This window comes from Phyllobacterium sp. RCAM01083, from assembly GCF_055685835.1.
In genome coordinates, this window is the sequence record NZ_JBVFZN010000002.1 from 35,613 (window position 1) to 61,394 (window position 25,782).

The 25,782-nt window shown below is 61.5% G+C and carries 25 protein-coding genes; 18 read left to right on the plus strand and 7 right to left on the minus strand.

The window, feature by feature from the left end; genetic code table 11:
• The first annotated feature begins 1 nt into the window (after position 1).
• The 4 genes from ACZ25R_RS00185 to galE all read left to right on the plus strand — a co-directional run bounded on the left by ACZ25R_RS00185 (position 2) and on the right by galE (position 5,946).
• A complete protein-coding gene (locus tag ACZ25R_RS00185; RefSeq protein WP_472459603.1) occupies positions 2 to 2,245 on the plus strand; it encodes a hypothetical protein in 2,244 nt (747 codons plus the stop codon).
• The gene (locus ACZ25R_RS00190) at positions 2,242 to 3,570 is read left to right on the plus strand and encodes a glycosyltransferase family 4 protein (protein ID WP_464664314.1); all 1,329 of its coding nucleotides are present in this window, start codon (positions 2,242 to 2,244) and stop codon (positions 3,568 to 3,570) included. Before ACZ25R_RS00185 ends, ACZ25R_RS00190 begins: the two co-directional genes overlap by 4 nt.
• A 38-nt stretch (positions 3,571 to 3,608) precedes the next feature.
• Entirely contained in the window at positions 3,609 to 4,796 is a 1,188-nt protein-coding gene (locus ACZ25R_RS00195; protein WP_464664312.1) for a polysaccharide pyruvyl transferase family protein, read from the plus strand.
• 130 nt (positions 4,797 to 4,926) lie between these two features.
• Positions 4,927 to 5,946 carry a UDP-glucose 4-epimerase GalE gene (gene galE / locus ACZ25R_RS00200; protein WP_472459604.1) on the plus strand — a complete coding sequence of 340 codons (1,020 nt, stop codon included), beginning with the start codon at positions 4,927 to 4,929 and terminating at the stop codon, positions 5,944 to 5,946.
• 22 nt (positions 5,947 to 5,968) lie between these two features.
• Here the strand turns inward: galE and pcaF are convergent, their stop codons facing one another.
• From pcaF to ACZ25R_RS00215, 3 genes are read right to left on the minus strand one after another with little or no spacing between them, the layout of a single operon-like run.
• Positions 5,969 to 7,174 carry a 3-oxoadipyl-CoA thiolase gene (pcaF, locus tag ACZ25R_RS00205; RefSeq protein ID WP_472459605.1) on the minus strand — a complete coding sequence of 402 codons (1,206 nt, stop codon included), beginning with the start codon at positions 7,172 to 7,174 and terminating at the stop codon, positions 5,969 to 5,971.
• Positions 7,174 to 7,947 (minus strand): CoA-transferase subunit beta, encoded by a 774-nt coding sequence (locus tag ACZ25R_RS00210; RefSeq protein ID WP_472459606.1) that lies wholly within the window; start codon positions 7,945 to 7,947, stop codon positions 7,174 to 7,176. The genes pcaF and ACZ25R_RS00210 overlap by 1 nt, the downstream gene beginning before the upstream one ends.
• 11 nt (positions 7,948 to 7,958) lie before the next feature.
• A complete protein-coding gene (locus ACZ25R_RS00215; RefSeq protein WP_472459607.1) occupies positions 7,959 to 8,819 on the minus strand; it encodes a CoA transferase subunit A in 861 nt (286 codons plus the stop codon).
• Between the two features lie 180 nt (positions 8,820 to 8,999).
• Between ACZ25R_RS00215 and ACZ25R_RS00220 the strand changes: the two genes are divergently transcribed.
• Positions 9,000 to 9,755, plus strand: coding sequence for an IclR family transcriptional regulator domain-containing protein (locus ACZ25R_RS00220; protein ID WP_472459608.1), 756 nt, complete (start codon positions 9,000 to 9,002; stop codon positions 9,753 to 9,755).
• 12 nt (positions 9,756 to 9,767) lie between these two features.
• On the opposite strand, the gene ACZ25R_RS00225 is transcribed toward ACZ25R_RS00220, so the two are convergent.
• Positions 9,768 to 10,646 carry a helix-turn-helix domain-containing protein gene (locus tag ACZ25R_RS00225; protein ID WP_472459609.1) on the minus strand — a complete coding sequence of 293 codons (879 nt, stop codon included), beginning with the start codon at positions 10,644 to 10,646 and terminating at the stop codon, positions 9,768 to 9,770.
• 112 nt (positions 10,647 to 10,758) lie between these two features.
• On the opposite strand from ACZ25R_RS00225, the gene pobA reads away from it, so the two are divergent.
• The gene (gene pobA / locus ACZ25R_RS00230; protein WP_472459610.1) at positions 10,759 to 11,931 is read left to right on the plus strand and encodes a 4-hydroxybenzoate 3-monooxygenase; all 1,173 of its coding nucleotides are present in this window, start codon (positions 10,759 to 10,761) and stop codon (positions 11,929 to 11,931) included.
• A gap of 97 nt (positions 11,932 to 12,028) precedes the next feature.
• Positions 12,029 to 12,802 carry an APH(3')-II family aminoglycoside O-phosphotransferase gene (locus ACZ25R_RS00235; protein ID WP_472459796.1) on the plus strand — a complete coding sequence of 258 codons (774 nt, stop codon included), beginning with the start codon at positions 12,029 to 12,031 and terminating at the stop codon, positions 12,800 to 12,802.
• Here the strand turns inward: ACZ25R_RS00235 and pcaQ are convergent.
• Complete coding sequence (pcaQ, locus tag ACZ25R_RS00240; protein WP_223615900.1) at positions 12,775 to 13,722, minus strand: pca operon transcription factor PcaQ; 948 nt, start codon at positions 13,720 to 13,722, stop codon at positions 12,775 to 12,777. The genes ACZ25R_RS00235 and pcaQ overlap by 28 nt on opposite strands.
• A 99-nt stretch (positions 13,723 to 13,821) precedes the next feature.
• On the opposite strand from pcaQ, the gene pcaD reads away from it, so the two are divergent.
• The 11 genes from pcaD (at position 13,822) to ACZ25R_RS00295 (ending at position 23,170) form a co-directional block, all read left to right on the plus strand.
• On the plus strand, positions 13,822 to 14,628 hold the full coding sequence (pcaD, locus tag ACZ25R_RS00245) for a 3-oxoadipate enol-lactonase (protein WP_472459611.1): 807 nt from the start codon (positions 13,822 to 13,824) through the stop codon (positions 14,626 to 14,628).
• Positions 14,625 to 15,029, plus strand: coding sequence for a 4-carboxymuconolactone decarboxylase (pcaC, locus tag ACZ25R_RS00250; protein ID WP_472459612.1), 405 nt, complete (start codon positions 14,625 to 14,627; stop codon positions 15,027 to 15,029). Before pcaD ends, pcaC begins: the two co-directional genes overlap by 4 nt.
• A gap of 12 nt (positions 15,030 to 15,041) precedes the next feature.
• Positions 15,042 to 15,782, plus strand: coding sequence for a protocatechuate 3,4-dioxygenase subunit beta (gene pcaH, locus ACZ25R_RS00255; RefSeq protein WP_472459613.1), 741 nt, complete (start codon positions 15,042 to 15,044; stop codon positions 15,780 to 15,782).
• Positions 15,782 to 16,396, plus strand: a complete 615-nt coding sequence (gene pcaG, locus ACZ25R_RS00260) for a protocatechuate 3,4-dioxygenase subunit alpha (protein ID WP_472459614.1) — start codon at positions 15,782 to 15,784, stop codon at positions 16,394 to 16,396. The genes pcaH and pcaG overlap by 1 nt, the downstream gene beginning before the upstream one ends.
• 3 nt (positions 16,397 to 16,399) lie before the next feature.
• The gene (locus ACZ25R_RS00265; protein ID WP_472459615.1) at positions 16,400 to 17,473 is read left to right on the plus strand and encodes a 3-carboxy-cis,cis-muconate cycloisomerase; all 1,074 of its coding nucleotides are present in this window, start codon (positions 16,400 to 16,402) and stop codon (positions 17,471 to 17,473) included.
• Positions 17,474 to 17,603: 130 nt separating this feature from the next.
• Positions 17,604 to 18,776 (plus strand): ABC transporter substrate-binding protein, encoded by a 1,173-nt coding sequence (locus tag ACZ25R_RS00270; protein ID WP_472459616.1) that lies wholly within the window; start codon positions 17,604 to 17,606, stop codon positions 18,774 to 18,776.
• Positions 18,777 to 19,001: 225 nt separating this feature from the next.
• A complete protein-coding gene (locus ACZ25R_RS00275; protein WP_223615893.1) occupies positions 19,002 to 19,865 on the plus strand; it encodes a branched-chain amino acid ABC transporter permease in 864 nt (287 codons plus the stop codon).
• A gap of 1 nt (position 19,866) precedes the next feature.
• Complete coding sequence (locus ACZ25R_RS00280; RefSeq protein WP_472459617.1) at positions 19,867 to 20,874, plus strand: branched-chain amino acid ABC transporter permease; 1,008 nt, start codon at positions 19,867 to 19,869, stop codon at positions 20,872 to 20,874.
• On the plus strand, positions 20,871 to 21,635 hold the full coding sequence (locus ACZ25R_RS00285) for an ABC transporter ATP-binding protein (RefSeq protein ID WP_472459618.1): 765 nt from the start codon (positions 20,871 to 20,873) through the stop codon (positions 21,633 to 21,635). Before ACZ25R_RS00280 ends, ACZ25R_RS00285 begins: the two co-directional genes overlap by 4 nt.
• Positions 21,616 to 22,335, plus strand: a complete 720-nt coding sequence (locus ACZ25R_RS00290) for an ABC transporter ATP-binding protein (protein ID WP_472459619.1) — start codon at positions 21,616 to 21,618, stop codon at positions 22,333 to 22,335. Before ACZ25R_RS00285 ends, ACZ25R_RS00290 begins: the two co-directional genes overlap by 20 nt.
• A 25-nt stretch (positions 22,336 to 22,360) precedes the next feature.
• Positions 22,361 to 23,170, plus strand: a complete 810-nt coding sequence (locus tag ACZ25R_RS00295) for an alpha/beta fold hydrolase (RefSeq protein WP_472459620.1) — start codon at positions 22,361 to 22,363, stop codon at positions 23,168 to 23,170.
• Between the two features lie 10 nt (positions 23,171 to 23,180).
• Here ACZ25R_RS00295 and ACZ25R_RS00300 read toward each other — a convergent pair whose 3' ends face one another.
• Both ACZ25R_RS00300 and ACZ25R_RS00305 read right to left on the minus strand, forming a co-directional pair.
• Positions 23,181 to 24,911 carry a M14 family metallopeptidase gene (locus tag ACZ25R_RS00300; protein WP_472459621.1) on the minus strand — a complete coding sequence of 577 codons (1,731 nt, stop codon included), beginning with the start codon at positions 24,909 to 24,911 and terminating at the stop codon, positions 23,181 to 23,183.
• Positions 24,912 to 24,927: 16 nt separating this feature from the next.
• Positions 24,928 to 25,782, minus strand: a complete 855-nt coding sequence (locus ACZ25R_RS00305) for an ABC transporter permease (protein WP_130272160.1) — start codon at positions 25,780 to 25,782, stop codon at positions 24,928 to 24,930.

Sequence of the window (25,782 nt, forward strand, 5' to 3'; positions counted from 1 at the left end):
GATGACTCGCGACGACAAAAAACTTCTGCCTGTCCCGTCGGGCGCCAAGGCGCCGGAGCGCAATTCCATTGTCATGGAAGGCGAAATGGTCGTCGGCTGCCCGGTCGAGGATACGCTGGTGCTCATCATGGGCATCGGCGGGAATACGCCCGAACAGCTCACGGTCTTTCTCAACGGCGATCCCGCCATGAGTGTCAAAGCGACCTTCATCAACTGGCCGCTGAAGGCACCGTCGCCGGCCGGCACGCACGGATTTGTCGCAATCGTGCCGACAAACGTGCTGCGCCGCGCGCAGCTCAAAACCATCATGTTTCAGCACAAGGCAAAGGTATCCCGCTATTCGTTTGCCGCCCGTGCCGCCGCTATCGGCGATCTTGCGGCCATGATCGCCGATCTTGCCGGACCGAATTTGCCCGGTGCGATCGACGGGCTTGTCGAAGGGCTGATTTCCGGCCCCATCAGCCGCAAGAAACTGTCGGCCATCACCATTCTGCTGCAGGCCGGCGCCCGCTCCGATGGCGTTATCGAGCTGATCGGCGGCAGCGACGAGGGCGAGATTTTCGTGCAGGGCTGGGCACAGGACCTGACGCCCTCCGTGACGCGGCTGTTGATCAGCGGCCGTACGCCATCTCTCGCCGAATGCGCCATCGGCGTTTTCGCGCGCCCCGATGTGAGCGAGCAGGCATCCGGTTTTGCCGGGCTGCTGCTGGCGAACGAACCCATCTCGCCCAATGATATCGAGCGCCTGTTGTTTCGCGGCCGGCGCGGCTGGCGGTTTATCGAGGTGTATGATCGCCGCCTGCTCGCCGGGTCGCGCGAAACCCCCAATCACGTCCGCGCCATTCTGCCGAACATGCGAAGTTCGACGGAGATTCTGCTCCGTCTTCGCTCTGCCGCCAACCGCTTCGACGGCACGGAAACGATATCCAGCCTGCCCTTTCCGGTGCGCATGGGCATCGACAATGTGTTTCGCGTCGAAGGCAGTGGCCTGCTTGTCTCCGGCTGGCTGCTCGACCCCGACAATCACGTCCAGGGCGTGAAGTTGCGCCGCCACCGCGGCGAAATCCAGCTGGACGGCAACTGGACCCGGGTGGACCGGGCGGATGTGACGCGGGAGTTCGACAACCAGCCGCCGTTCAATGCCGGACTGGACCCCAACCGCCATGCGCACGGTTTCGTCGCCTTTGCCCCGGAGCTTACGGGCGACAGCACGGCTCCCTTCTATATCGAGCTGGAACTCAGTGATTCCCGGCGGGCTTTCATGCCCTTGACGCCAACCCGGATCACATCGCGCGACGCGGTCGTTCGCCAGATTCGCGCCATCGATCCGAATGCCTGGGCACTGCGCCATATCGTTGACCAGCAGCTTGTTCCGCTGCTGCGTGGCGTCAGCCGGCCCGCGCCCGAGGTTTTCGGGGTTGTCGATCTCGGCGCGTTTGAAAAAGCTTCCGGACCTGCACTGATCATCGGTGTCGATGAGCGCGTCGAGGAAATCGGTCCGCTTCTCGCCCTGCTGGCGCTTGATCCGGAGACGCGCGCGGCGCCGATTGTCGTTGCGGCTGCCACGGATATTATCGACCGCATCGGCGTGCAACTGCGCAGGCTGGCGGATTTCTACGGGCTGCGCGTCCGCCTTGTCTCCGCCAGCGGATCCGAAGATCTGTATGATGCGCTGGAAGTCGGCGCGCGGGCGGTGTCCACCGAAAGCGTGGTCTTTCTTGCCGCCTCACTCCTGCCACGCAGCACGGGATGGTTCCGGAAACTGCTTGCGGCCTATGACGCCCGCAAGGAATGCGTGCTGTCTCCGACCCTCGCCTATGAGGATGATTCCATTCGCTGGGCCGGAACATGGGTGGCGGGTGCGCAATCCGACCGCGCCCTGATCAGCCGCTATGCCGGCTATCCCATCGATGCCGTGGCGGGGATGGGAACAACGGAAGTGGCAACGGCGACATTCGAGTGCTGTGTCCTGCCGCGAAAGGCCTTGTTCTCCGTCAACGGTTTTACCCGTGGATATCTTGGCACGCACGAAAAGGGCCTCGACCTTGGCCTCAAGCTCAAGCAGGCCGGTCTGAAATCCTATTGGCTGCCGTCGGCGCAGATGCTCGGGTCAGACGACATATCCGTGTCCGACAAGGCCTCGACCATTGCCCTGATCGAACGCATCGACCGGCAGGTTTTCGACGCGCGCTGGGCCAACAATCTTTCCAACAAGCGCAGTGTGCCTGCGGAGGAAACAGCATGACCGAACGGCTTCGGGTTCTGGTGATTTCCCATGCCCATCCCAGCATTTCCCTGGGAGGCGGCGAAATTGCCTCCTACAATCTGCACAAGGGGCTCAACAGCCTGCCCGGTGTCCAGTCGGTGTATCTGGCGCGGGCCGGACATCCCATTCCGCGGCATGGCACCACGGCGCTGATGAGCATGCGGCGCAGCAGCGATGAAATCCTGTTCCATGCCGACGAATATGATCACTTCTATCTGTCGAACAAGAACACCGACGAAATCCGCCGCGATCTCCTGCGTTTTGTCCGCGATCTCAATCCGCAGGTCGTGCATTTCCACCATGTGCTCGGCCTCGGGCTGGAAACGCTCTATGCCATCCGCGAGGCGCTGCCCGATGCGGTCATCCTGCTGACCTTTCACGAATATCTGTCGATCTGCAACAATGACGGGCAGATGGTGAAGGCAAGCTCGGCCAAGCTGTGCAACGAGGCTTCGCCCATCGATTGCCACGCCTGCTTTCCTGATGTTCCCCCTGCCCGCTTTCTCAAGCGGGAGCGCTTCATCCGCGGCATGCTCGAGCTTGCCGATGCCTTTGTTTCACCCAGCGAATTCCTGGCCGGCAGGTACAAGGAGTGGGGACTTGATCCCGCCAAGCTGAGGGTGATCGAGAATGGCATTGCCATCGACAGCGTGACACCGCCGCGCGAGCTGGCGGGCCCAAGGCCGCGGCGCAACCGCTTCGCCTATTTCGGGCAGATAACGCCGTTCAAGGGCATCGATGTCCTGATCGATGCGGTGTCGCGTGTGCCCGAGGAAACCTGGGGTGAGGATTCGCGCCTGATGATTTTTGGCGGCAATCTGGAGAAGCAGCCGCGCGATTTTCAGGATCGCATGCGAAAACTGATCGAGGAAGCCGGGTCGCGCGTGCGCTTTTACGGCGCTTACCAGAATGCGGAAATGCCGCGTCTCATGCAGCCCGTCGATTGGGTGGTGATGCCGTCGATCTGGTGGGAGAACTCGCCGATTGTGATCCAGGAGGCCCTGCACCATCGCCGCCCGGTGATCTGTTCCAATATCGGCGGCATGGCCGAAAAAGTCCGGGACGGGCTGGATGGCCTGCACTTCCGTGTGCGCAGCGCCGAAGACCTGGCCGACCGTTTCACCGAAGTCCTCAGCGACACCTCGATCTGGGACCATTTGCATCAGACCATCCGGAAACCCGTGAACTATATCGACTGTGCTCAGGAACACCTTGCTCTCTATGGTGAATTGCTTAAATCTAGCCGGCAGCAGCCACTCACGATCGCTGCAAGAACTGACGTTGTTCTTTCCCAAGCAAGCTGAGGTTATCCAGCTTTCATCGCCAAAAGAAGGAATACCTCATGGCACGCGTCCTCGTAATGATCCCCGCCGGAGAAGTTTACGATCACGACAATGTCCGCTGGTACCAGCACAGCGACATTCAGCGCAGCATCGACCACTACCACAATATCGGTGATGCCTTCGTCTTTGAATCATCCCTGAAGCTCATGAACTACGAGAAGGTGGCAGAACTTCCCATTGCCGGGCCGCCGATGGAGAAGATCGACCAGCTGCGCGAGGAGTATGACTATGTCATCCTGCGCGGGTCCAACTACATCAACAGGGAGATGAACTGGCGCGACACCATCCCGGTTCTCAAGCGCCTGGGGCTGCCCGTCATCGCCTTCGGTGTCGGCGCGCAGGCGCCGGTCAAGGGGCAGCTGGAACTGTCGGAGGAGTCCAAGGCGGTTTGGCGCCTCATTGCCGATTCGACCACCTCCGTCGGCGTTCGCGGCGCCTATTCCGCCCAGGTTCTCAACGACATCGGCATCAAGAATGTCCGCGTCATCGGCTGCCCCACGGCGTTCCGGCGCAACAACCAGCATCTGCGCATCAAATTGCCCGAGCTGGACACCGTGGAAAAGGTGGGTGTGACGGTCCGGCGTGAAGTCTCGCCAACCTATGCGCAGGATATCCAGCGCTATCTCACCCTGCACCGCGACCTTATCAAGGCGATGGCGAACCGCTTCGACATCACCCTGATGGCGCAGGGCGAAGTGGAAGAAAAGAAAATGGTCTTCGGCACCGACGAGCAGAAGGAAGACGCCATCGCCGCGCTGAAGGCAAACCGTTGGGTCTCGGACTGGTATTTCGACGATGCAATGGAAAAGCTCTACCGCGAGCGTATGTATTATTCCGACGTGGTCGCGGACTATGAAACGCTTGTTCGCGCGCATCAGCTGGTTCTCGGCTACCGCCTGCACGGCAATCTCATGGCGCTGGCCAACGGTGTGCCGTCGATCTATTTCACCTATGACAGCCGCACGGCCGAATTCGCCGAAACCTACAAGATCCCGAGTTATGACGTCTTTGGCGGCAAGCCGTTCAGGCTGGAGGATTATTGGGATCAATCGCTCTTCGATAAATACAATCGCGCCTGGTTCGAGACCTATGGCGAGATGAACGTCTTCCTGACCGAAAACGGCGTCGATCACAAGATGACCGAGACGGGCAGGCGCGCATCGGACTCTGCTCGACGAGTCGCTTAGACAACAAACAATCAGAATTTCCCGGGAGGAAAGCAATCCGTAGGAAAGGAAGTGTAAGACAGGCTATCGACATGGCACACGCCGCTCCACCCTATCAATCTCTCAAACAAAGTTGCAGGAGTTCCTCCCCATGACTGTTCTTGTTACTGGTGGCGCCGGCTATATCGGCATCCACATGGTGCTTGCCCTCAAGGATGCCGGCCGGCCGGTCGTGGTCCTTGACGATCTGAGTTGCGGTTTCGCCTGGCTGGTGCCGGATGATGTGCCGTTCGTGCAGGGTGATATCGGCGATCAGGCGCTGGTGCGCGATCTGATCCGCCGGCACAATGTGACGGCGATCCTGCATTTCGCCGGTTCGATCGTCGTTCCCGATTCCGTGCGCGATCCGCTTTCTTATTACCGCAACAATACCGTGCAATCGCGTTCCCTGATGGAAGCGGCCATTGCCGAAGGCATCAGGCATTTCATTTTCTCGTCGACCGCCGCAATTTATGGGGAACCGGAGCGAACGCCGATCAGCGAAGATATGCCGCATCAGCCGATCTCGCCCTACGGTACGTCCAAGCTGATGACCGAGTGGATGCTGCGCGATGCGGCCGTGGCCCATCCGGAATTCAACTATGTGGCGCTGCGCTATTTCAACGTGGCGGGTGCCGACCCGCAATTGCGCTCGGGGCAGTCGTTCCCGCGCGCCACGCACCTCATCAAGATCGCCAGCCAGGCGGCGACGGGCGAGCGCTCACATATCGAGGTGTATGGAACGGACTATCCGACAGCCGACGGCACCTGCATCCGCGACTATATTCATGTCAGCGATCTGGCGCAGGCGCATCTGTGCGCCCTGAACTATCTGGAGGCCGGAGGAGCCAGCACCGCCGCCAATTGCGGCTACGGCTACGGCTATTCCGTTCTTGACATCATCGACGCGGTCAAGCGCGTGTCGGGCGTCGATTTCGAGGTCCGGACCGCCCCGAGGCGTGCGGGCGATCCGGCAGTGCTGGTGGCAGGGAACGAACGTGTGCGCACCGTATTCGGTTTTGAGCCGAAACGCGCCGATCTCGACCTGATCGTCGGCGACGCCCTGGCCTGGGAGCGGCAGCTCGCCATCAGGAAGGCGCTCGAACAGTCGGAAGCGCGCATCGCCGTGTAGTTAGTCCCGGCACTTCGCCTGATCAGACCCGTTCCAGGGCAACCGCGATGCCCTGGCCGACACCGATGCACATGGTGGCCAGCGCATAGCGGGCATGCCTGACGCTGAGTTCGAGTGCCGCGGTTCCGGTGATGCGTGCGCCGGACATGCCCAGCGGATGGCCGAGGGCAATCGCCCCGCCATTGGCATTGACGTGGTCGGCATCGTCCGCAAGCCCGAGTGCGCGCAGGGTGGCAAGGCCCTGCGAGGCGAAGGCTTCGTTGAGCTCGATCACGCCGAAATCCTGCGGCGTCAGGCCAAGCCGCGCGCAGAGTTTCTCAGTGGCGGCGACAGGGCCGATCCCCATGATGCGCGGTGGAACACCGGCGGTCGCACCGCCGATGATGCGGGCGATGGGGGTCAGACCGTATTTCCGCGCAGCCGCTTCCGATGCGATGATCAGCGCCGCCGCACCATCATTGACACCCGAGGCATTGCCCGCTGTCACCGATCCGCCCTTCCTGAAGGGCGTCGGCAGTTTGGCCAGCTGCTCGCGCGTTGTCTGCGGGCGCGGATGCTCGTCACGGTCGACGATCACCGGGTCACCCTTGCGCTGGGGGATGATGACGGGCGTGATTTCCCGGGCAAGCCGGCCATTGTCCATGGCCGCCCCTGCCCTTTGCTGGGAGCGCACGGCGAAAGCATCCTGATCGGCACGCGAGACATGAAACTCCTCGGCGACATTCTCGCCGGTCTCCGGCATGGAATCGATGCCGTATTGCTGCTGCATCAGCGGGTTGACGAAGCGCCAGCCGATGGTGGTGTCGTGAATTTCCGCGTGGCGCGAAAACGCGCCTTCGGCTTTCGGCAGAACGAAGGGCGCGCGCGACATGGATTCGACGCCGCCGGCAATGGCAATCTCGATTTCCCCGGCCTTGATGGCGCGGGCCGCCGTGATCACCGCATCCATCCCCGAACCGCACAGGCGGTTCATCGTCGTGCCCGGCACCGTCACCGGCAGGCCTGCCAGAAGCAGGGACATGCGTGCAACGTTGCGGTTGTCCTCGCCCGCCTGATTGGCGCAACCATAGATGACTTCACCGATGGCTTCCCAGTCGACGGAGGGATTGCGCTCTATCAGGGCTTTCAGCGGAATGGCGCCCAGATCGTCGGTGCGGACGGAGGCTAAGGCGCCGCCGAAGCGGCCGATGGGCGTGCGGATATAGTCGCAGATATAGGCTTCAGACATCAGGCGGCCTCGTGAGCGCGTTTCGTACGCGCATTGATATCGCGCAGCACGGAAAGTTCGGTTGCAGTGGGGACTGGCGTTTCCACGATCTCCTTAGCAAACCGGACGGGCCAGCCGCAATTCTCTTCGATCTGTCCGCGTGTCACACCCCTGTGGATCGACACCACGGTCAGCTCCTTGGTGACCGGATCAGGCTCGAAAATGCACAGGTCGGTGATGACCCGGGTCGGCCCTCTGGTTTTCATGCCGAGGCGTGCGCGATGATCGCCGCCCTCGCCATGCCCCATCGAGGTGATGAAATCGAGATGATCGACAAAGCCGCGATTGGTCAGCGCCATGGTGATGAAAATCTGGCCGCAATTGCTGGCTATTTCCGGTGCGCCGCCGCCGCCGGGCAGCCGCACTTTCGGTGCATCATAAGGGCCGACCACCGTCGTGTTGAGATTGGCAAAGCGGTCGATCTGCGCGCCACCGAGAAATCCGGTGGTGATGCGCCCGCCCTGCAGCCAGTAGCGGAACATTTCCGGTACCGACACGGTGAACAAGGCGGTGTCGCAGAGTTCGCCGTCGCCGATGGAAAGCGGGAGCACATCCGGCTTGGTGCCGATGGTGCCGCTTTCGTAGATCAGCGTGATGTCAGGCGCATGGGTCAGCCGCGCCACATTGCAGGCGGCGGAGGGTGCGCCGATCCCGACAAAGCAGACATCATCATTGCTCAGCGCGCGGGCAGCCGCGATGGTCATCATTTCCGTGGGGGTGAAATCCTGGGTCATGGTCTTGCTCCTCACGCTGCATTCGCCGCACGCCGGACGGCGTGGCGGGCAAAATCTTCCGGCTTGCCGGCAAGAACGTTCTCGCTGATCCACGCGGTAAAGCTGTCGCGGTCGCGGGCGATCTTGTCCCAGGCGATGTAGAAGGCATTGGAGCGCTGGTAGTAACCATGCGCATAGGAGGGGTAGGCGCCGCCCGGCACATGCACGACGGCATTGATGGCCCATCGGGGCAGGACGACTGCATTGGGCGATGGCGGGTTCAACTCGTCGACGATTTCCTCCACCGTCACGATGGAACGGCTGGCCGCCAGCACCGCCTCCTTCTGCACGCCCGAGATGCCCTCGATCAGCACATTGCCCTGCCGGTCGGCACGCTGGGCGTGGATGATCGACACGTCTGGACGGATGGAGGGAACGGCGGCCAGCACCTCACCGGTGAAGGGACAGGTGACCGACCGGATGTTCGGATTGACCTTGGCAAGGTCAGCGCCGATATAGCCGCGCAGCACGGCGAACGGCAGATTGGCCGCACCCGCCTCATAGGCATTGGCCATGGCCGCGTGCGAATGTTCCTCGATCTCAAGCGGCCGCGGCCACTGGTTTTCCACCGCGTCGCGGAAGCGGTGCAGCGAACCCACACCGGGATTGCCGCCCCAGGAGAACTTCATGCCGCGTGCCGCGCCGACACCGATCAGCTGGTCGTAGATGAGGTCGGGCGTCATGCGCACGAGGAAGAGCTCCTTGCGGCCCTGCCGGATGATCTCGTGTCCGGCGGCATAGGGAATGAGGTGGGTAAACCCTTCCATGGCGAGTGTATCGCCATCCCTGACATTGTCCCCTATGGCTTCGGCAAGCGTGCAGATTTTTGCCACGTCTCTCTCCCTGTCGCTGTTCCCGAAGCACGGCGATCGCCGGCATCCGATGCAAACCTCCATCTGTCCCCATGGCGTAGTCCCGTCGCGTTCCGCCCGTCAATGATTTTGTGCGTTATTTGACATTTGTTCGTATATCGCACAAATTGTGCGGAAATGCAGCGGATAAGGCAGGTGTGGATGCGTGAAACGGATTTCATCAGTGGTTTTGCCAAGGGGCTCTCCGTCATCGAGGCCTTTGATGCGGTCAATACACGCCTGTCGATCACGGATATTGCGCGGATGACCGGGCTGGAGCGCGCCACGGCCCGCCGCTGCCTGCTGACGCTCACACAGCTTGGCTATGCGGAGTATGACGGAAAATTCTTCACGCTGACGCCGCGCATCCTGCGTCTTGGCCATTCCTACCTGTCATCGACACCCCTGCCCCGGCTGATGCAGCCCTTTCTCGACCAGCTGTCGGAAAAAACCGGTGAAAGCGCCTCGGCTTCGGTGCTCGACGGCAACGAGATCGTCTACATCGCGCGTGCCTCGCACAAGCGTGTGATGTCGATCAATCTCAATCCCGGCAGCCGCCTTCCCGCCTATTGTTCCTCCATGGGCCGGGTCCTGCTCGCGGCGATGAGCGATGACGACGCACTGCGAATCCTTGCAGGCAGCAACCGCCCGGCGAACACGCCGCGCACGAAGACCGCGCTGCCGGACCTGATGGATGAAGTGCGCACCGTCAGGGCGCAGGGCTACGCGGTGATCGACCAGGAACTGGAGATCGGGCTGTGCTCCATCGCGGTTCCCGTGCGCAACACGCGCGGCATGACCATCGCCGCCATCAATGTCGGCGCGCAGGCACCACGCGTGGCGATCGCGGAAATGATCGAGCGTTATCTGCCGGTCATGCAATCGACCCGCGATACCATCGCCGCAGTGCTGGTATGACAGGCCGTCGGTTCAGACAGCCATTCTGGCGCTTTGCTCGGTGCGGTACTGCCGGGGTGTCGTGCCGGTCTCCCGGGTGAAAAACCGGGTGAAATAAGCCGGATCGGCAAAGCCGAGATCATAGGCGATCTGCTTGATACTGGCGGAGGTGAACACCAGATCGCGCTTCGCCTGATCTGCAAGGCGGCGTGCCAGCAGGCCATTGGTGCTTTGCCCCGTCGCCGCCTTGACGATGCGGTTGAGATGGGTTGCCGACAAACCGAGGTGTCCGGCATAGAATTCCGCCGGGCGATGTTCGCGGAAATGCCGGTTGACCATGATGTTCAGCAGTTTCAGGCGCTCCTCCGTACCGGAGCTTTCACCGCCGGGCGGCAGTTCCGGGGCCGTCATGCGCGCCGCGAGAAGAACGATGGATTTGAGATAGGATTCCACCAGATCGTCGTGAAAGGCGCCGCCCGATACCAGCTCGGCGCACAGGCGTTCGAGACTGTGCGTCAGAAATGCTGCATCGGCGTGATCGGGTACGAGCGAAATCAATCGCGGCCGCATGCCGGCGTCGCAGATGGTGCGGCCGGAAGACCCGAAGCGCGCGGCCAGCATGGTGATGACCATGCCATCCATATCCCGGGAAAACCGGAAGCCATGCTCGCATTGCGGCGGCACGGTGATCATGACCGGTGGTTGTATGGGATGGCTGTGCGCGCCGAAAACCGCATCGCCGGTTCCGCCGCGAAAGTACAAAATCTGAAAGAATGCCGCATGGCGATGGGTTTTGATCTCCCAATTGTGCAATTGGCTTCTGGAGGCGATTGTCTCCCAATGCAGCCAGAAATCCGGCCGTTTCGGATGGTTTTCGCCGTAGAGATCATAGGTTGGTACTGCGCCGCTCATCGGTTCCTCCCGTCCCCAATGTTCAGATTGTCCTGTTTTTTGCCTGAGAAGTCCATTGTTCAGATGCGTGCTGCCGCTAGCCTTGCGCAATTATTTCATGCTGGGAGGCATCATGCGCACGCACGTGGCTATCATCGGGTCTGGACCTGCCGGGCTTCTGCTCGGTCAGCTTCTGACCCGGGCCGGTATCGACAACATCCTCCTCGACTGGTCGGGCAAGGAGCATATTCTGGGGCGCGTGCGCGCCGGAGTGCTGGAAGAAGGCACGGTGCGGCTGCTCGACGAGGCAGGCGCCGGCGCCCGTTTGCATGCAGAAGGCCTGCCGCATGACGGCTTTTCGCTGGCGTTCGACGGGCGCAATCATCGTATCGATCTGTTCGACCTGACGGGCGGCAAGCGGGTGACGGTGTACGGGCAGACCGAGATGACGCGGGATCTGATGCAGCAGCGCGAGGCGACCGGTGCGCCGGCATTTTACGGGGCGCAGAACGTTGCCATCCATGATTTCGACCGGGAAAAGCCGTTCGTCACCTTCGAAAAGGACGGCAAACCTTACCGCATCGATTGCGACTTCATTGCCGGGTGCGACGGATTCCATGGGGTCAGCCGCCGGTCCGTGCCGGCGGAGGCGATCCGGACGTTCGAACGCACCTACCCCTTTGGCTGGCTCGGTGTTCTGGCAGAGGTGCCCCCGGCGGCACATGAGCTGATCTATGCCAACCATCCACGCGGCTTTGCACTGTGCTCGATGCGCTCCCTGACGCGCAGCCGCTATTACGTGCAGTGCCCGCTGGACGACAGGGTGGAGGACTGGTCCGACGACCGGTTCTGGGACGAGTTGCGGCGCCGGCTGCCGGAAGAGGATGCGGCTGCTGTCACAACAGGCCCGTCATTTGAAAAGTCCATCGCGCCGCTTCGCTCGTTCGTGGCCGAACCCATGCGCTTCGGCCGCCTGTTCCTGGCTGGCGATGCCGCCCACATCGTGCCGCCGACGGGGGCAAAGGGTCTCAATCTGGCGGCCAGTGACGTGCATTATCTCTTTGAAGGCCTGCGCGACTATTATGCCGATAGGAGCACGGCGACCCTTGACGACTATTCGCGCCGTGCACTCTTGCGCGTGTGGAAAGCCGTCCGGTTTTCCTGGTCGATGACGATGCTGATGCATCGCTTTCCCGATACCGGCGCATTCGGCCAGAAAATACAGGAGGCCGAACTCGATTATCTCACCCACTCCCGGGCTGCGTCGACCGCGCTTGCCGAGAACTATGTGGGACTGCCGTTTTAGGTTATTGCTTCGGTTCCACCGCCCGCATATGCGTGCCTGAAGAATACGCCTGAAACCGGAAATTCCCATGACCGCGACAACAAATCCGCCGGACGCGATGCTTGTGCCGCCACAACTGCAGGCTCTCGTCGCGGGCTACAGCTGGAACCGCGATGCGCTCGGCTGTTCCGATGCGCAGGTTTTCATGCTGCAAGGCGAAGGCTTACCCCGGCTCTTCATCAAGGTCGAAGCCGTTAGCCCTTACGGTGAGTTGCCCGATGAGGCGGCGCGGCTTCGCTGGCTGTCTTCCCGCGATATGCCCTGCCCCGATGTTCTCTTCGAGGGCGCCCATGCGGGCCGCTTCTGGCTGCTGATGAGCGGGGTTTCCGGTGAAGATCTTGCCTCGGCCGGTTCTTTGTCCATCGAAACGCGCATCCGGATTTTTGCCGGAGCGCTGCGCCAGTTGCATGCGCTTGATCCCGCGACCTGTCCGTTCGATCACCGGCTTGACGGGCGCATTGAAGCGGCGCGGGCCCGCATGCAGGCCGGGCTGGTGGACGAGACGGATTTCGACGACGATATGCTGGGAAAGACGGCATCCGAACTTTTCAGCCGGCTTGTGGCGGAAAGGCCCGAGACCGCGGATGTCGTTGTGACCCACGGCGATGCCTGCCTGCCGAATTTCATGGCCGGGAATGGCATCTTTACCGGCTATATCGACTGTGGCCGGCTTGGTCTTGCCGATCGCTACCAGGATATTGCGCTGGCGTGCCGCAGCATTGCGGATAATTTCGGCGACGAAAGGGTGGAGCTTTTTCTGGATTGCTACGGCCTGATGCAGCCCGATCCGGCAAGGCTGGCTTATTACCGGCTGCTCGACGAGTTTTTCTGATCCGGTTTCATCTCCCCTGCCGCCTCGCGGATGGTCTGCATCAGGATCATCAGCGGCAATGACGGGGTAACGTCCGCGCGGGTTGTCAAGCCAACCGGTCCCTTTGTCTCGGTCGTGTCGATGGGCAGCAGCGCAAGCGCCCCGTCGGCGACGTCCCCGGCAACCACCCCCGCGGAAATGATCCACACCGCCTGATGGGAGCGGACGAAAGCCCGGCCAAAAGCGTCGGAGACCGTCTCGATTTGATGCGGCAGCTTGGCCACGCCATTGGCAATCAGGAACCGGTCGACGAAGGGCCGGATGATCGATGCCCGCGTCGGCATCAGCACCGGGAATTCGGCAAGGCGGTTGAAAATGTCCTCGCTGGCATTGAGCAGCGGATGGCGGGCACTGACGGCAAACACCACCTGTTCGGAATAGAGATGTTCGAAGGAAAAGCCGGTCATTTTTTCCGGCGCCGCCAGCCGTCCGACCACGAGATCAAGATCGCCGAGCCGCAATTGTTCGAGCAGCACGGCATTTTCGCCGGTGACGATTTTCAGCCGGCTCTGTGTCTTCTCCTGCAGGAACAGGCTGATGGCCTGCGGCATGATGCGGGTGGAAACCGTCGGCAAGGCACCCACCCGGACGGGAATCCCCTCGCCCGACTGCTCGTTGCTGACGGAATCGATGCCCTGCCGCAGCGCGGTGATCGCCGCTCCGGCATAGCGCAGGAAAACCTCGCCGAACCGGGTGATGCGGATGCCGCGCCCGTCACGCTCGAACATGGCAACCCCGAGCACCTCTTCCATTTCTCGAATGGTTTTGGTGACGGCCGGTTGGCTGATATGAAGGATCGCCGCGGCCTTCATCACGCTTTTCTGGCGGGCAACTTCGAGAAAAGTCTGCAGGTGGCGAAACTTGATACGGCCGTCGATCATATATTTCATAACCCCGGGGTTAAGCGAATGCGGCAAGATATCATTTTACTGAACCAAATGCATAATCCATTATCGACATAACTGACCGGGAGGATTTCGGTGCAATTTGCTCACATCAATGGCGTCACGCTGCATTACCAGTTGATCAGCGCGCCCGCAGGCAAGCCCGTGCTGGTTTTCGCCAATTCCCTCGGTACGGATTTTCGCATCTGGCGTGACGTGATCGTGCGTCTGGTCGGAGAGTTTGCCGTCGTCACCTATGACATGCGCGGACATGGCCTTTCCGATCTGGGAGCGTCTCCTTACAGCATCGATGATCATGTCGGTGATCTCGCGGGATTGCTCGACTACCTCTCGGTCAAGGATGCCGTCATCTGCGGTCTGTCCGTCGGCGGGCTCGTGGCGCAGGGACTTTATGCGAAACGACCGGAACTGGTGCAGGCTCTGGTCCTGTGCGATACCGCGCACAGGATCGGTACGGCCGAATTCTGGAATGCGCGCATCGATGCCGTGACCCGGAATGGCATCGCATCCATTGCCGATACGATCCTGCAGCGCTGGTTCACCCCGGCCTTCCACCAGGAGCGGGCCAATGATCTGACCGGCTACCGCAACATGCTTATCCGCCAGTCGGCCGACGGTTATGGCGGTACATGCGCGGCGCTGCGCGATGCGGATTTCACCGAAGCGGCAAAGCGCATCGCGGTGCCGGCCATCTGCATTGTCGGGGACCAGGACGGCTCGACACCGCCGGATCTGGTGCTCGAACTGGCAAAGCTCATCCCGCGTGCGCGTTACGAAGTGATCAAGGATGCCGGCCATATTCCCTGTGTCGAACAGCCGGAAACGCTGGTCGCCGTGATCAGGGCCTTTGTCGATGAATTCAAGCTTGGAGGGAAATCATGACGGATACGGCTGCCCCATCGCGTCGTTATCTGCAGGGCATGGCCACGCGCCGCGTCGTGCTGGGCGAAGAGCATGTCAACCGGGTGGAAACCACCAAGACCGATTTCGATCAGCCCTTCCAGGAACTGATCACCGAGGCAGCGTGGGGGCATGTCTGGTCGCGGCCCGGCTGGACGAAGCGCGAACGCTCGATTGTCACCATCGCGCTTTTGGCTGCGCTCGGCCAGGATGACGAATTGACCATGCATATCCGCGCGACGGCCAATACGGGCGCGACACAGGACGATATTTGCGAAGTCCTGCTGCATGTTGCAATTTATGCGGGTGTTCCGGCGGCAAACCATGCCATCAAGCTGGCAAAGCAGGTCTATAAGGAACTCGAGGCCGAACGGGCCGCGTGACGGGAGGCAACTGTGTCCAATAGAAAACCGGAAACCGGAGCATTCTTCCAGCGCGACAGGCAATGGCATCCGCCTGCCTATACGCCGGATTACAAGACAAGTGTTGTCCGCTCGCCGCAACGAGCGCTGTTGTCGCTCGACAATACACTGTCGGAAATCACCGGTCCGGTGTTCGGGCATGCGCTGCTCGGCGAACTGGATGCGGACCTGATCCACAATTTTGCCCGGCCGGGTGAAAGCGCCATCGGTCAGCGTATCATCGTGCATGGCCGTGTGGTGGACGAACGCGGTGTCGGCGTGGCGGGTGCGCTGCTCGAATTCTGGCAGGCCAATGCCGGCGGACGCTACCGCCACAAGCGCGAAGGTTATCTCGCGGCGCTCGATTCGAACTTTGGCGGCTGCGGCCGGACCATCACGGACGAGGATGGCTATTACCGGTTTCGCACGGTCAAGCCCGGCGCCTATCCCTGGCCGAACGGCGTCAATGACTGGCGTCCGGCCCATATCCATTTTTCCGTTTTCGGGCACGGATTTGCCCAGCGGCTGATCACGCAAATGTATTTCGAGGGCGATCCGATGATCTGGCAATGCCCCATCGTCAAATCGATCCCCGACAAGGCGGCCATCGAACAATTGATCGCTGCGCTCGACCGCCAGAACACCATCCCCATGGATGCGCGGGCCTACAAGTTTGATATCGTGCTGCGCGGGCGCCGTTCCACGCTGTTCGAGAACCGGATGGAGGGCAATTGATGGTTCAGTCGCTGGGTTTTCTCAAGGAAACGCCGTCGCAGACCGCCGGACCCTATGTGCATATCGGCTGCACGCCGAATTTCTCGGGTATCACGGGCGTTTACGACATGGATCTTGGCGTTGCCATGGTCAATGACCGGACGCTGGGCGAACGTATCACGCTGCGCGGCCGGATTTTTGACGGAACCGGAACACCGCTGCGCGATGCGCTGGTGGAAATCTGGCAGGCGGATGCTGCGGGACTGTACAACAGCCCCTCGGAAATGCGCGGTACAGCCGATGTGAATTTCACCGGATGGGGCCGCTGCCCGACGGATATGGAAACCGGCGAATATGTGTTCGAGACGATCAGGCCCGGCCGTGTGCCCTATAAGGACGGCAGGCTGATGGCACCGCACGTGACGCTGTGGATCGTGGCGCGCGGCATCAATATCGGCCTGCAGACCCGGCTCTATTTTGCCGACGAGGAGGCCGCGAACGCCGAAGACCCGGTGCTGCAGCGCATCGAGCACCGCAACCGCGTGCCGACGCTTCTCGCACGCCGGGAAGGATCGGCCTATCATTTCGATATCCATCTGCAGGGGGAGAAGGAAACTGTCTTCTTCGATATCTGACTGATGAGTATCTCGCCCTTCGATCATCCGTTTCTCTCCGGCCTTCTCGGCGCGCAGGCGGCGGCGGACTGGTTTTCCGCCAGCGCCGATATTGCCGCGATGCTCGATTTCGAGGCGGCACTGGCGCAGGCACAGGCGGATGAAGCGGTCATCTCCGCCGATGCCGCGCGGGCAATTGCAACAGCCTGCCGGTCTTTCGTGCCTGATATGATGGCTTTGAAGGCCGCGACCGCCCGCGACGGTGTCGTCGTGCCGGAGCTGATGCGGCAGCTGCGGGCTGTCATTCCCGAGGAACATCGGAACGCCCTGCATTTCGGCGCAACCAGTCAGGATGTCATCGATACGAGCCTGATGATCCGGCTGAAGCCTGCCATTGCCGGTCTTGCCGAGGGGATGGACGACGTGATTGCGGGGTTGCATCGGCTCGAGGCTGCCTTTGGCGCCAACAGCCTGATGGGGCATACACGCATGCAGGCGGCTATGCCCATCACGGTGCATGATCGCATCGACGCGTGGCGGGCACCCTTGTTTCGCGACAGGGAACGGCTAACCTTTCTCACCCGGGCTTTTCCGGTCATTCAACTGGGGGGCGCAGCGGGCACGCTGGATAAGCTTGGCGATAAGGCGAACGCCGTTCGACAGCGCCTTGCCGCGGCGCTTGGCCTGCATAACGCGCCGCAGTGGCACAGCCAGCGCGACCGTATCGCCGATTTCGCCGGTTTCCTTTCGCTCGTGACGGGCAGTCTGGGGAAAATCGGGCAGGATATTGCCTTGCTTGCACAATCCGGCGGCGAGATCAGCCTTCGTGGCGGTGGAAGTTCATCGGCGATGCCGCACAAGCAGAATCCTGTTCAGGCTGAACTGCTTGTCACACTCGCCCGCTACAACGCCACGCAGCTTTCCGGCATGCACCAGGCGCTGGTGCACGAGCAGGAGCGGTCCGGCGCGGCGTGGACACTGGAGTGGATGATCCTGCCGTCCATGGTCATGGCATCAGCGACATCGCTGCAGGCGACGAGCAGCGTGTTGTCTTCCATAACGGGGCTCGGAAACGGCAAGTCGCCGGAACAATCATAACTCAGGGATTATGCAATAGCGCATAGTTTTCATTTTACATTACCAACCGGTATGAGACATTGAACGAAACATTCCAAACGGACCAGATGAGGAGAATGATCTGGCCGGCAGGGGATCAAAGGGAGGAATGATGAAAAAGCTTATTCTGGCTGCAGCGGCAGCCGTCCTGCTTGGCGGTGTGGCCTATGCCGATGTGATCAAGATTGGCGTGGTCGGCCCGTTCTCGGGCCCGTTCGCCATTCAGGGCAAGAACTTCAAGGCCGGCATTGACGCCTATATCGCTACCCATGGCAACAAGATCGGCAATGACACCATCGAAGTGCTGTACCGCGACGTGCCGCAGGCCGATCCCGCGCAATCAAAGGCGCTGGCACAGGAACTGGTGGTGAAGGAGGGCGTGCAATATCTCGCGGGTTTCTATTTCACCCCCGATGCCATGGCTGTCACGCCGCTGCTGCAGCAGGCCAATGTGCCGCTGGTGGTTATGAATGCGGCGACATCGGCCATTGTCACCAAGAGCCCCTATGTGGTGCGCACGTCGTTCACCACCTGGCAGACGTCCGCACCCATGGCCAAAATCGCCCGCGAGCGCGGTATCGAGAAAGCCATCACCGTGGTCAGCGACTACGGGCCGGGCGTGGATGCGGAAAACGCGTTCAAGACCACCTTCGAGAAGGAGGGCGGCAAGGTCGTCGAATCCATCCGCATGCCGCTGTCGACCAATGATTTCAGCCCGGTCATGCAGCGCGTGCGCAATTCCGGGGCGCAGGCCGTCTTTGCTTTCCTGCCATCGGGTCCGACGACGCTGGGTTTTGTCAAAGCCTATAATGAGAACGGCCTGAAGGAAGCGGGTGTGCAGTTTCTTGCGCCCGGCGATCTGACGCAGGAATCCGATCTGCCGGCGCTTGGCGATGCGGCGCTCGGTATCCTCACCACGTTCCACTATGCCATTGCGCATGACTCGCCCGAGAACAGGGCCTTTGTCGAGGCGGCGCGCAAGGCCATCGGCAATCCGGCGGAACTTTCATTCCCTTCAGTCGGCGCCTATGACGGCATGCATGTCATCTACAAGATGATCGAAGCCACCGGCGGCAAGCAGGATGCCAAGAAGGCAGTCGATGCGGTGAAGGGTCTTGCCTGGGAAAGCCCGCGCGGGCCGGTGTCCATCGATCCGGAAACCCGGCACATCACGCAGAATATCTATCTGCGCGAAGTCGCCAAGGGCAGCGACGGCGCCTATTACAACAAGGAAATCAAGACATTCGAGAAACAGCCCGACCCCGGTCTGGCTGTGGCCAAGTAGGCGATAGCCGATGCGAAATCTATCTGATTCAGGCACCCCCCTCTGTCCTGCCGGACATCTCCCCCACAAGGGGGGAGATCAGCCTGCATCACTGTTTCAGTCAGTTCTGAGACATCGCAAAGTCAGTACAAGTGCAGATGCCGATGTGATCTCCCCCCTTGTGGGGGAGATGGGCGGAAGCCCAGAGGGGGGTGATAGCCTTCTTTCCGTGACCGGGATGATCTGATGCAGGTTTTCTTCAGCATAGGCGTCGATGCGCTTGCCTACGGGATGGTGCTTTTCATCATCTCCATCGGCCTGTCCGTGACCATGGGCCTGATGCGCGTCGTCAACCTCGCCCATGGCGCCTTCGCCATGATCGGCGGTTATATCGCGTCCTATGCGGCGCGCGATCTGGGGCTCGGCTACGGTTTTGCCATCATTCTCGCCGTCATCGGCACGATCGTCATCGCCATTCCGCTGGAGCGCTTCCTCTATCGCCGCATCTATGGCGCGCCGGAACTGACGCAGGTGCTGATGACCATCGGCATCACCTTCTGCGTCATCGGCCTTGCCAATTATGTCTTTGGCCCGACATTGAAAACCATTCCCCTTCCGGCCGACCTGCAGGGTCCGGTCAATCTCGGCTTCCGTACCATTGCCGCGCACAAGCTGTTTGCCATTGCTTGCGGCGTCGCCGTGGCGCTCGGCCTGTGGTTCCTCATCGAGCGCACCTCGTTTGGGGTCAAGCTGCGCGCCTCCGTCGACAACACCGCCATGGCCGCTTCGCTCGGCGTGCGCACGCGGATCGTTTATGCCGCAAGCTTTGCCCTCGCCGTGGGGCTTGCTGCCTTCGGTGGCGTGATCGGTGCGGAACTTTTGCCCGTCGAGCCCTATTATGCGCTGCGCTATATGGTGACCTTCCTCGTTGTCGTTTCGGTCGGCGGTGCCGGTTCCATTCCGGGCGCCCTCATTGCCTGCCTTCTGCTTGGCGCCATCGACACGACAGGGCGCTATCTCGTGCCCGAATATGGCGAATTCTTCTTCTATCTCGCGGTGATTGCCATCGTCTGGGTGTTTCCGCGCGGCCTTCTCGGAAGGGCGAAATGACATGAGTGCCACCGACATCTCCCCGTCCGCCGCTCCGGCTGTCCGCACGGGCAGGCCATGGCAGCGTGATCTTATCGGCGTTGCCGTCATCCTCCTGGCTGCTATCGGCGGCTACGTCCTGTTTCCGGACAATCTGGCGCTGCTGACGCGTATCATTGCCATCATGCTGCTGGTGCTGTCGCTTGACCTCGTCACGGGTTATTGCGGTGTTGCAACCCTCGGCCACGCTGCATTGTTCGGTGCGGGCGCCTATGCGGCAGGCATTGCTGCCGTCACCTTTGGCATCACCGAACCGCTGAGCATGATCGGTATTGGCGCGATCGCCGGAGCCGTAGCCGGTCTTGTCTCCGGCGTCGTTATCCTGCGCGGCCATGGCCTTGCCCAACTGGTCCTGTCCATTGCGGTCATTCACCTCTTCCATGAAGCGGCCAACAAGGCGTCCACCTATACCGGCGGCAGCGACGGCCTTTCCGGCATCGCACCCGATCCGCTGCTTGGGCTCTTTGCCTTCGATCTCTGGGGGCGGACGGCCTACGTCTTCGGTATCGTCCTGCTCATCGCTGTCTTTGTTCTCCTGCGTATCCTCGTGCGCGCGCCCTTCGGCATGTTGTGCCGCGGTATCCGCCAGGACCCTGTCCGCGTCAGCGCCATGGGCGCTTCGGTCAAGGCGAGCCTGATCAGGATGTATGTGATATCGGGCGCCGTTGCCGGCATTGGCGGTGCGCTCAATGCGGTGTCAACGCAGGTCGTCGGGCTCGACAGCCTGAGCTTCACCAACTCGGCCGAGGCGCTGGTCATGCTGGTGCTGGGCGGCGCGGGCTCGCTCTTTGGCGCGCTTGCCGGCACGGTCGTGTTCATGTGGTTCGAACACGTGGTCTCCGCCGCCAACCCGTTCCACTGGCTGACCATTGTCGGCGCCCTGCTGATTGCCGTGGTGCTCTTCGCACCGAAGGGGCTCTATGGCACGGCGGCAGATCTCGCCAGACGTTTTGCAAGGAGCAATCCATGAGTGCGGTCTTTGCAGTCGAACGGCTGAAAAAATCCTTCGGCGGGCTGGATGTCACCCGGGATGTTTCGCTGTCCATGGCGCGGGGAGACCGGCTGGCGCTGATCGGCCCGAACGGCGCGGGAAAAACCACCTTCGTCAATCTGGTGACCGGGCACCTGCAGGCGAGTTCCGGACGGGTGCTGATGGATGGTGAGGATATCTCCCGCTTCAGTCCGATGCGGCGTGTGCGTGCCGGGCTCGTGCGTTCCTTTCAGGTCACCCGGTTGTTCTCGGAAATGACCCCCGAGGAGCATGTGGCGCTGGCCATCCTGCAGCGCGAGGGCAAATCCGGGCGCATGGCCGGGAATTTTCATGCCATGCCGCAGGTCATGCGCGAAATGCGCGGCATCCTTGAAACGCTCAATCTCGGTGCGCTTGCATCCGTGCCGGTGGGCGCGATTGCCTATGGCCAGCAGCGCCTCCTGGAAATTGCCCTGGCGATGGCGCTACGCCCGAAGGTGCTGCTGCTGGATGAACCGGCGGCGGGCGTGCCGCACAGCGATACGTTCCTGATCGAAAATGCGCTTGCGCAACTGCCTGACGATCTCGCGGTGCTGATGATCGAGCATGACATGGATCTCGTTTTCCGCTTTGCCAAGCGGGTCGTGGTGCTCGCCGCAGGGACGGTCATCTTCGATGGTTCGCCGCGCGACGTGACCGAAGATGCGCGGGTGCGCGAAGCCTATCTGGGGAGCTATGCCCATGCCAGCAGCGCAGCTTGAAGTGGAAAACCTGTGCGCGGGCTATGGCTCGACGCGGGTGATCGAGAACATCTCTTTCACGGTAGCGGCGGGGTCACGCGTGGCCGTGCTCGGCCGCAACGGTGTCGGCAAGACGACACTGTTCGCAACGCTTGCCGGACAGACGAAGCGCTATGACGGGACCATCAAACTCGGCAACAGCGACCTGACCGCGTTGGATAGCGCCGCGCGCGCCTGGAGCGGGCTCGGTTTCGTTCCGCAGTCGCGGGCGATTTTCCCATCGCTGACGGTGGAGGAGAATCTGTTCGTCGGGCTGAAGGGCCGGCCGCGCAGCGCATTGCAGGAAGCCTATGACATGTTTCCGCGCCTTTACGAACGGCGTGCCAATTCCGGCTCAAAACTGTCGGGCGGCGAACAGCAGATGCTGTCCACGGCCCGCACCATCCTAGGCCGCCCCTCCCTGCTGCTTCTTGACGAACCGCTGGAGGGACTGGCGCCGGTTATCTGCGAGGAACTGATGGCGGCGTTTTCACGCCTCGCTTCCAGCGGTGAAATGACAATTCTCCTGGTGGAGCAGCGTATCCAGAGCGCCTTGGAATTTGCCGAGCGTGTCATTATTCTCGAACGCGGGCGCATCGTCTGGGACGGCTCGTCGGAGCAGTTGTCCAAGGACGATGAAACGGTTCATCAGCTGCTTGGCGTGTCGAGCCTTGCCCATTGAAGCCTTGTTCCGATAAGGGGGCACCATGACATTCAAGGACGACGATCTGACGATGTTCGAGGCGGATGGCGCGGCGCCTTTGCCTGCGGCAAGCGGTGAAGGCCATGTCGAGCATGATGGCGCGCGGATCTGGTATGCGTCCTACGGCTCCGGCGCTCCGGTGATCCTCCTGCATGGCGGCCTCGGTCACAGCGGCAACTGGGGGTATCAGGTTCCGGCCCTGGTCAATTCCGGCCGCCGGGTCATTCTCATCGACAGCCGCGGCCATGGCCGCAGCACGCGGGACGAGCGGCCCTATACCTATCACCTGATGGCGTCGGATGTTCTGGCTGTCATGGATAGATTGCAGCTTGCAAAAGCGGCCTTTGTCGGCTGGAGCGATGGTGCCTGCATTGCGCTGGTGCTTGCCAGCCAAAGGCCGGATCGCGTCACGGGTGTTTTCTTCTTCGGCTGCAACATGGATCCGAGCGGCACCCGGGACTTCGTGCCGACACCGGTGATTGACCGGTGTTTTGCCCGCCATAAGAAGGATTACGCAGCGCTCTCGGCAACGCCGGATGACTTCGACGCTTTTGTCGGCGCGGTCAGCCTGATGATGCAGACCGAACCCAATTATACCACCGCCGATCTCGGCAGAATCCGTGTGCCCGTTGCCATCGTGCAGAGCGAGCATGACGAGTTCATCAAACCCGAACACGCCGCCTATCTCGCCCGCAGTATTCCCGGCGCCGAACTGACCGGCCTGCCCGGCGTCAGCCATTTTGCCCCGCTGCAGAGGCCGGAACTGTTCAACAAGGCGGTGCTGAGTTTCCTCGAGCGCGTCGACAGGCGCTGAATATCCTTGTTCAGGCCACGGATTCGATTATCTGAAACGCGTCATATGCGGCAAGAACGGTTTCCATCTGCGCGGTATGTCCGGCAATGAACGCGTCGCCATAAATCGTTTCATCGGGATATTCCGTGATCAGCGTCAAGGGCACATCATGCCTGTCATCGACCGAGATCAAGCAGGGGAAACCGTTGATGATGCGGAAACCGGTTTCACCCGCATGGGTTTCGTAGAGGCTGATCTGCGTGTCGTTGAAGGCGACGAGCCCGGGCACGGCGGCCAGGCGCCGGGTCACCGCATCGATGAAGCGCTCGGCCCGCTCTTCCCATCCGTGCTGGTAACGCATGATGAGGAAGAAACCTTTCGGCAAGGTCCACATGGCAAAGCCGCGCGGTACATAGCCTGAGAGCGGCCGTGTCCATTCATGGGCGGGGTAGCCGTGCAGGTTGATGTGCAGGCGTGCACTGCTCAGGCGCTGTGCCTCAAAGCGGATCGCTTTCTCGTAAGGCTGAGCGGCGGTGCGGTATTCCAGGTCGTCGCCCAGCGCCGTGTAGCGCGCCGCATGGTGCATGTGGCGCGGATTGTCGGCGCGCAGACGATGGTGCACGGCGTAACCGTCCGGATTTTCCAGCGGCGAAATGGTGAAGTGCGCGCCGGGACGATCTGCCAGTGCCTGCGCGCCGCGCAACGCACCGATGATGCCGGTTGTTTCATTCGGGTGCTGGCCGCCGCTGATCATGACGGCGGCATCGGTGCCTCTATGGTAGCGGGCTTGAACCACCCTCCCGGCACGGGAGCGTGCCTCGAAGGTTTCACCCTCGATGCCGGAAAGTTCCGTGCGGACCTGTGCAACGAAGATGGGCGCATGCGCCGTCGCAAGAGACTGTGCCTCGCCGGATACTTCGGATGTATCGAGCGTGCGGGTTTCGATCCGGATCGCAGGAGCCCCCTCGCCTTCGGTGATCTCCGGTATGATCTGCCCGGGCTGCAGCCCGCGGTCGCCGAGCGGACGGCCGGATTTTTTCTGGAATACTTCCAGCAGCGAAAAATAGAAGTCTTCGTGCAGCGCCTCGCGCAGGCTGATGACTTCATCGCCGAATGGCAGCGGCTGGTCGGCGATGGGCAGCGTTGCGCGGATGTTAAGCTCGCCGAAATAGGGCTCGGTATTGCCCCAGCCGTGATCGATCACGGCGCGCATGGCATTGGCGAACAGGGCTTCGTAGTCGGTCTCGAGGCGCGTGCCCTCGAAGGCGCCGTTCAGCCGGATCCAGCCGGTGGGCGAGACAAGGGTTTCGCCAATGAAATCCGTATGGATGCGATTGGGGGCGAAAATCGTGTGCTCAGCCTTGCGGCCGTCCTTGTAGACCAGCGTCACGTCATAGGCGAAGGGTGCGCTGCTGCCGGTTTCAAAGCGCAACTCGGCGGTGTCGGTCAGCGCAGCCAGCGGATAGGTCTCAAGGAGAAAGCGGTTCTGCGGGCAGTTTTCGTGCACGGGATAGGCGATGGCGATGCTTTTCAGGGCGCCGGTATCGACTTCTTCCAGAAAGAAATGCAGGAGTGGCTTGTAGGCGCTGCGCAAGCGCGCCTCGACGCCGATAGCCGCAAGCCTTGCCTCGGCGGCGCGGCGGCTCGGCGCGTCCTCGAACAGCCAGGCTTCGAGACGCGTGCCGCGGGCGGCCGCCTCGCCATAGGTTGCGAGCAGCTGGTCGAGGGTGCGGTTGAAACCGCTTTCATAAATAAGTGTCATTTCAATTCACTGTTGATTAGCGCGATGTTCGTCCGGTGGGATCAAGGCTGTCGCGCAGCCAATCGCCCAGAAGGTTCAAGCCCAGTACGGTCAGGAGAATGGCAAGGCCGGGAAAGACACTGACCCACCAGGCATTCTGCAGGTAGGTGCGCCCGTCCGCGAGCATGCCGCCCCAGCTCGGTATCAGCGGGTCGACGCCAAGGCCGAGAAAGGTCAGGCTGCTCTCCAGCAGGATGTTGGTGGCGACGTTGAGGGTCATCAGCACGATGACCGGCCCGATCAGGTTCGGCAGCAGATGCTGGAACAGAATGCGGTGATCTTTCACGCCGATGGCGCGCGCCGAGAGAATGAATTCCCGGTCCCGCAACGACAGCACCGAGCCGCGCACCAGCCGGGCATATTGCACCCATTGCGAGACGATCAGCAGGATGATCATGTTGGTCAGGCCGCCGCCGGCAATGGCAATGAAGGTGATGGCAAGAAGGATGAACGGCATGGCGAGCTGCACATCGGCAAACCGCATCACCACCATGTCCCAGAAACCGCGGTAATAACCGGAGATCAGGCCCATCACCACGCCGATGATGACGGCGCCGGCAACGGAGATGAACCCGACCTGCAGCGAAATCTTGCCGCCGGTGATCACCCGTGCCAGCACATCGCGGCCAAGCGGATCGGTGCCGAAGGGATGCGCCCATTTCATGAAGGGCGGCAGCAGGCGTGCCATCAGGTCGATCTTCTCGGCGCCGCCCGGAAAGATGACGCTGGAGAAGATGACGGCAAGGCACATGCCGCCGGCGAGCAGCGCGCCGAGAATGAATTCCAGATTGCGAAACCGCGCAAATCGAGGGGTGGAGGCTACGGCAGACAT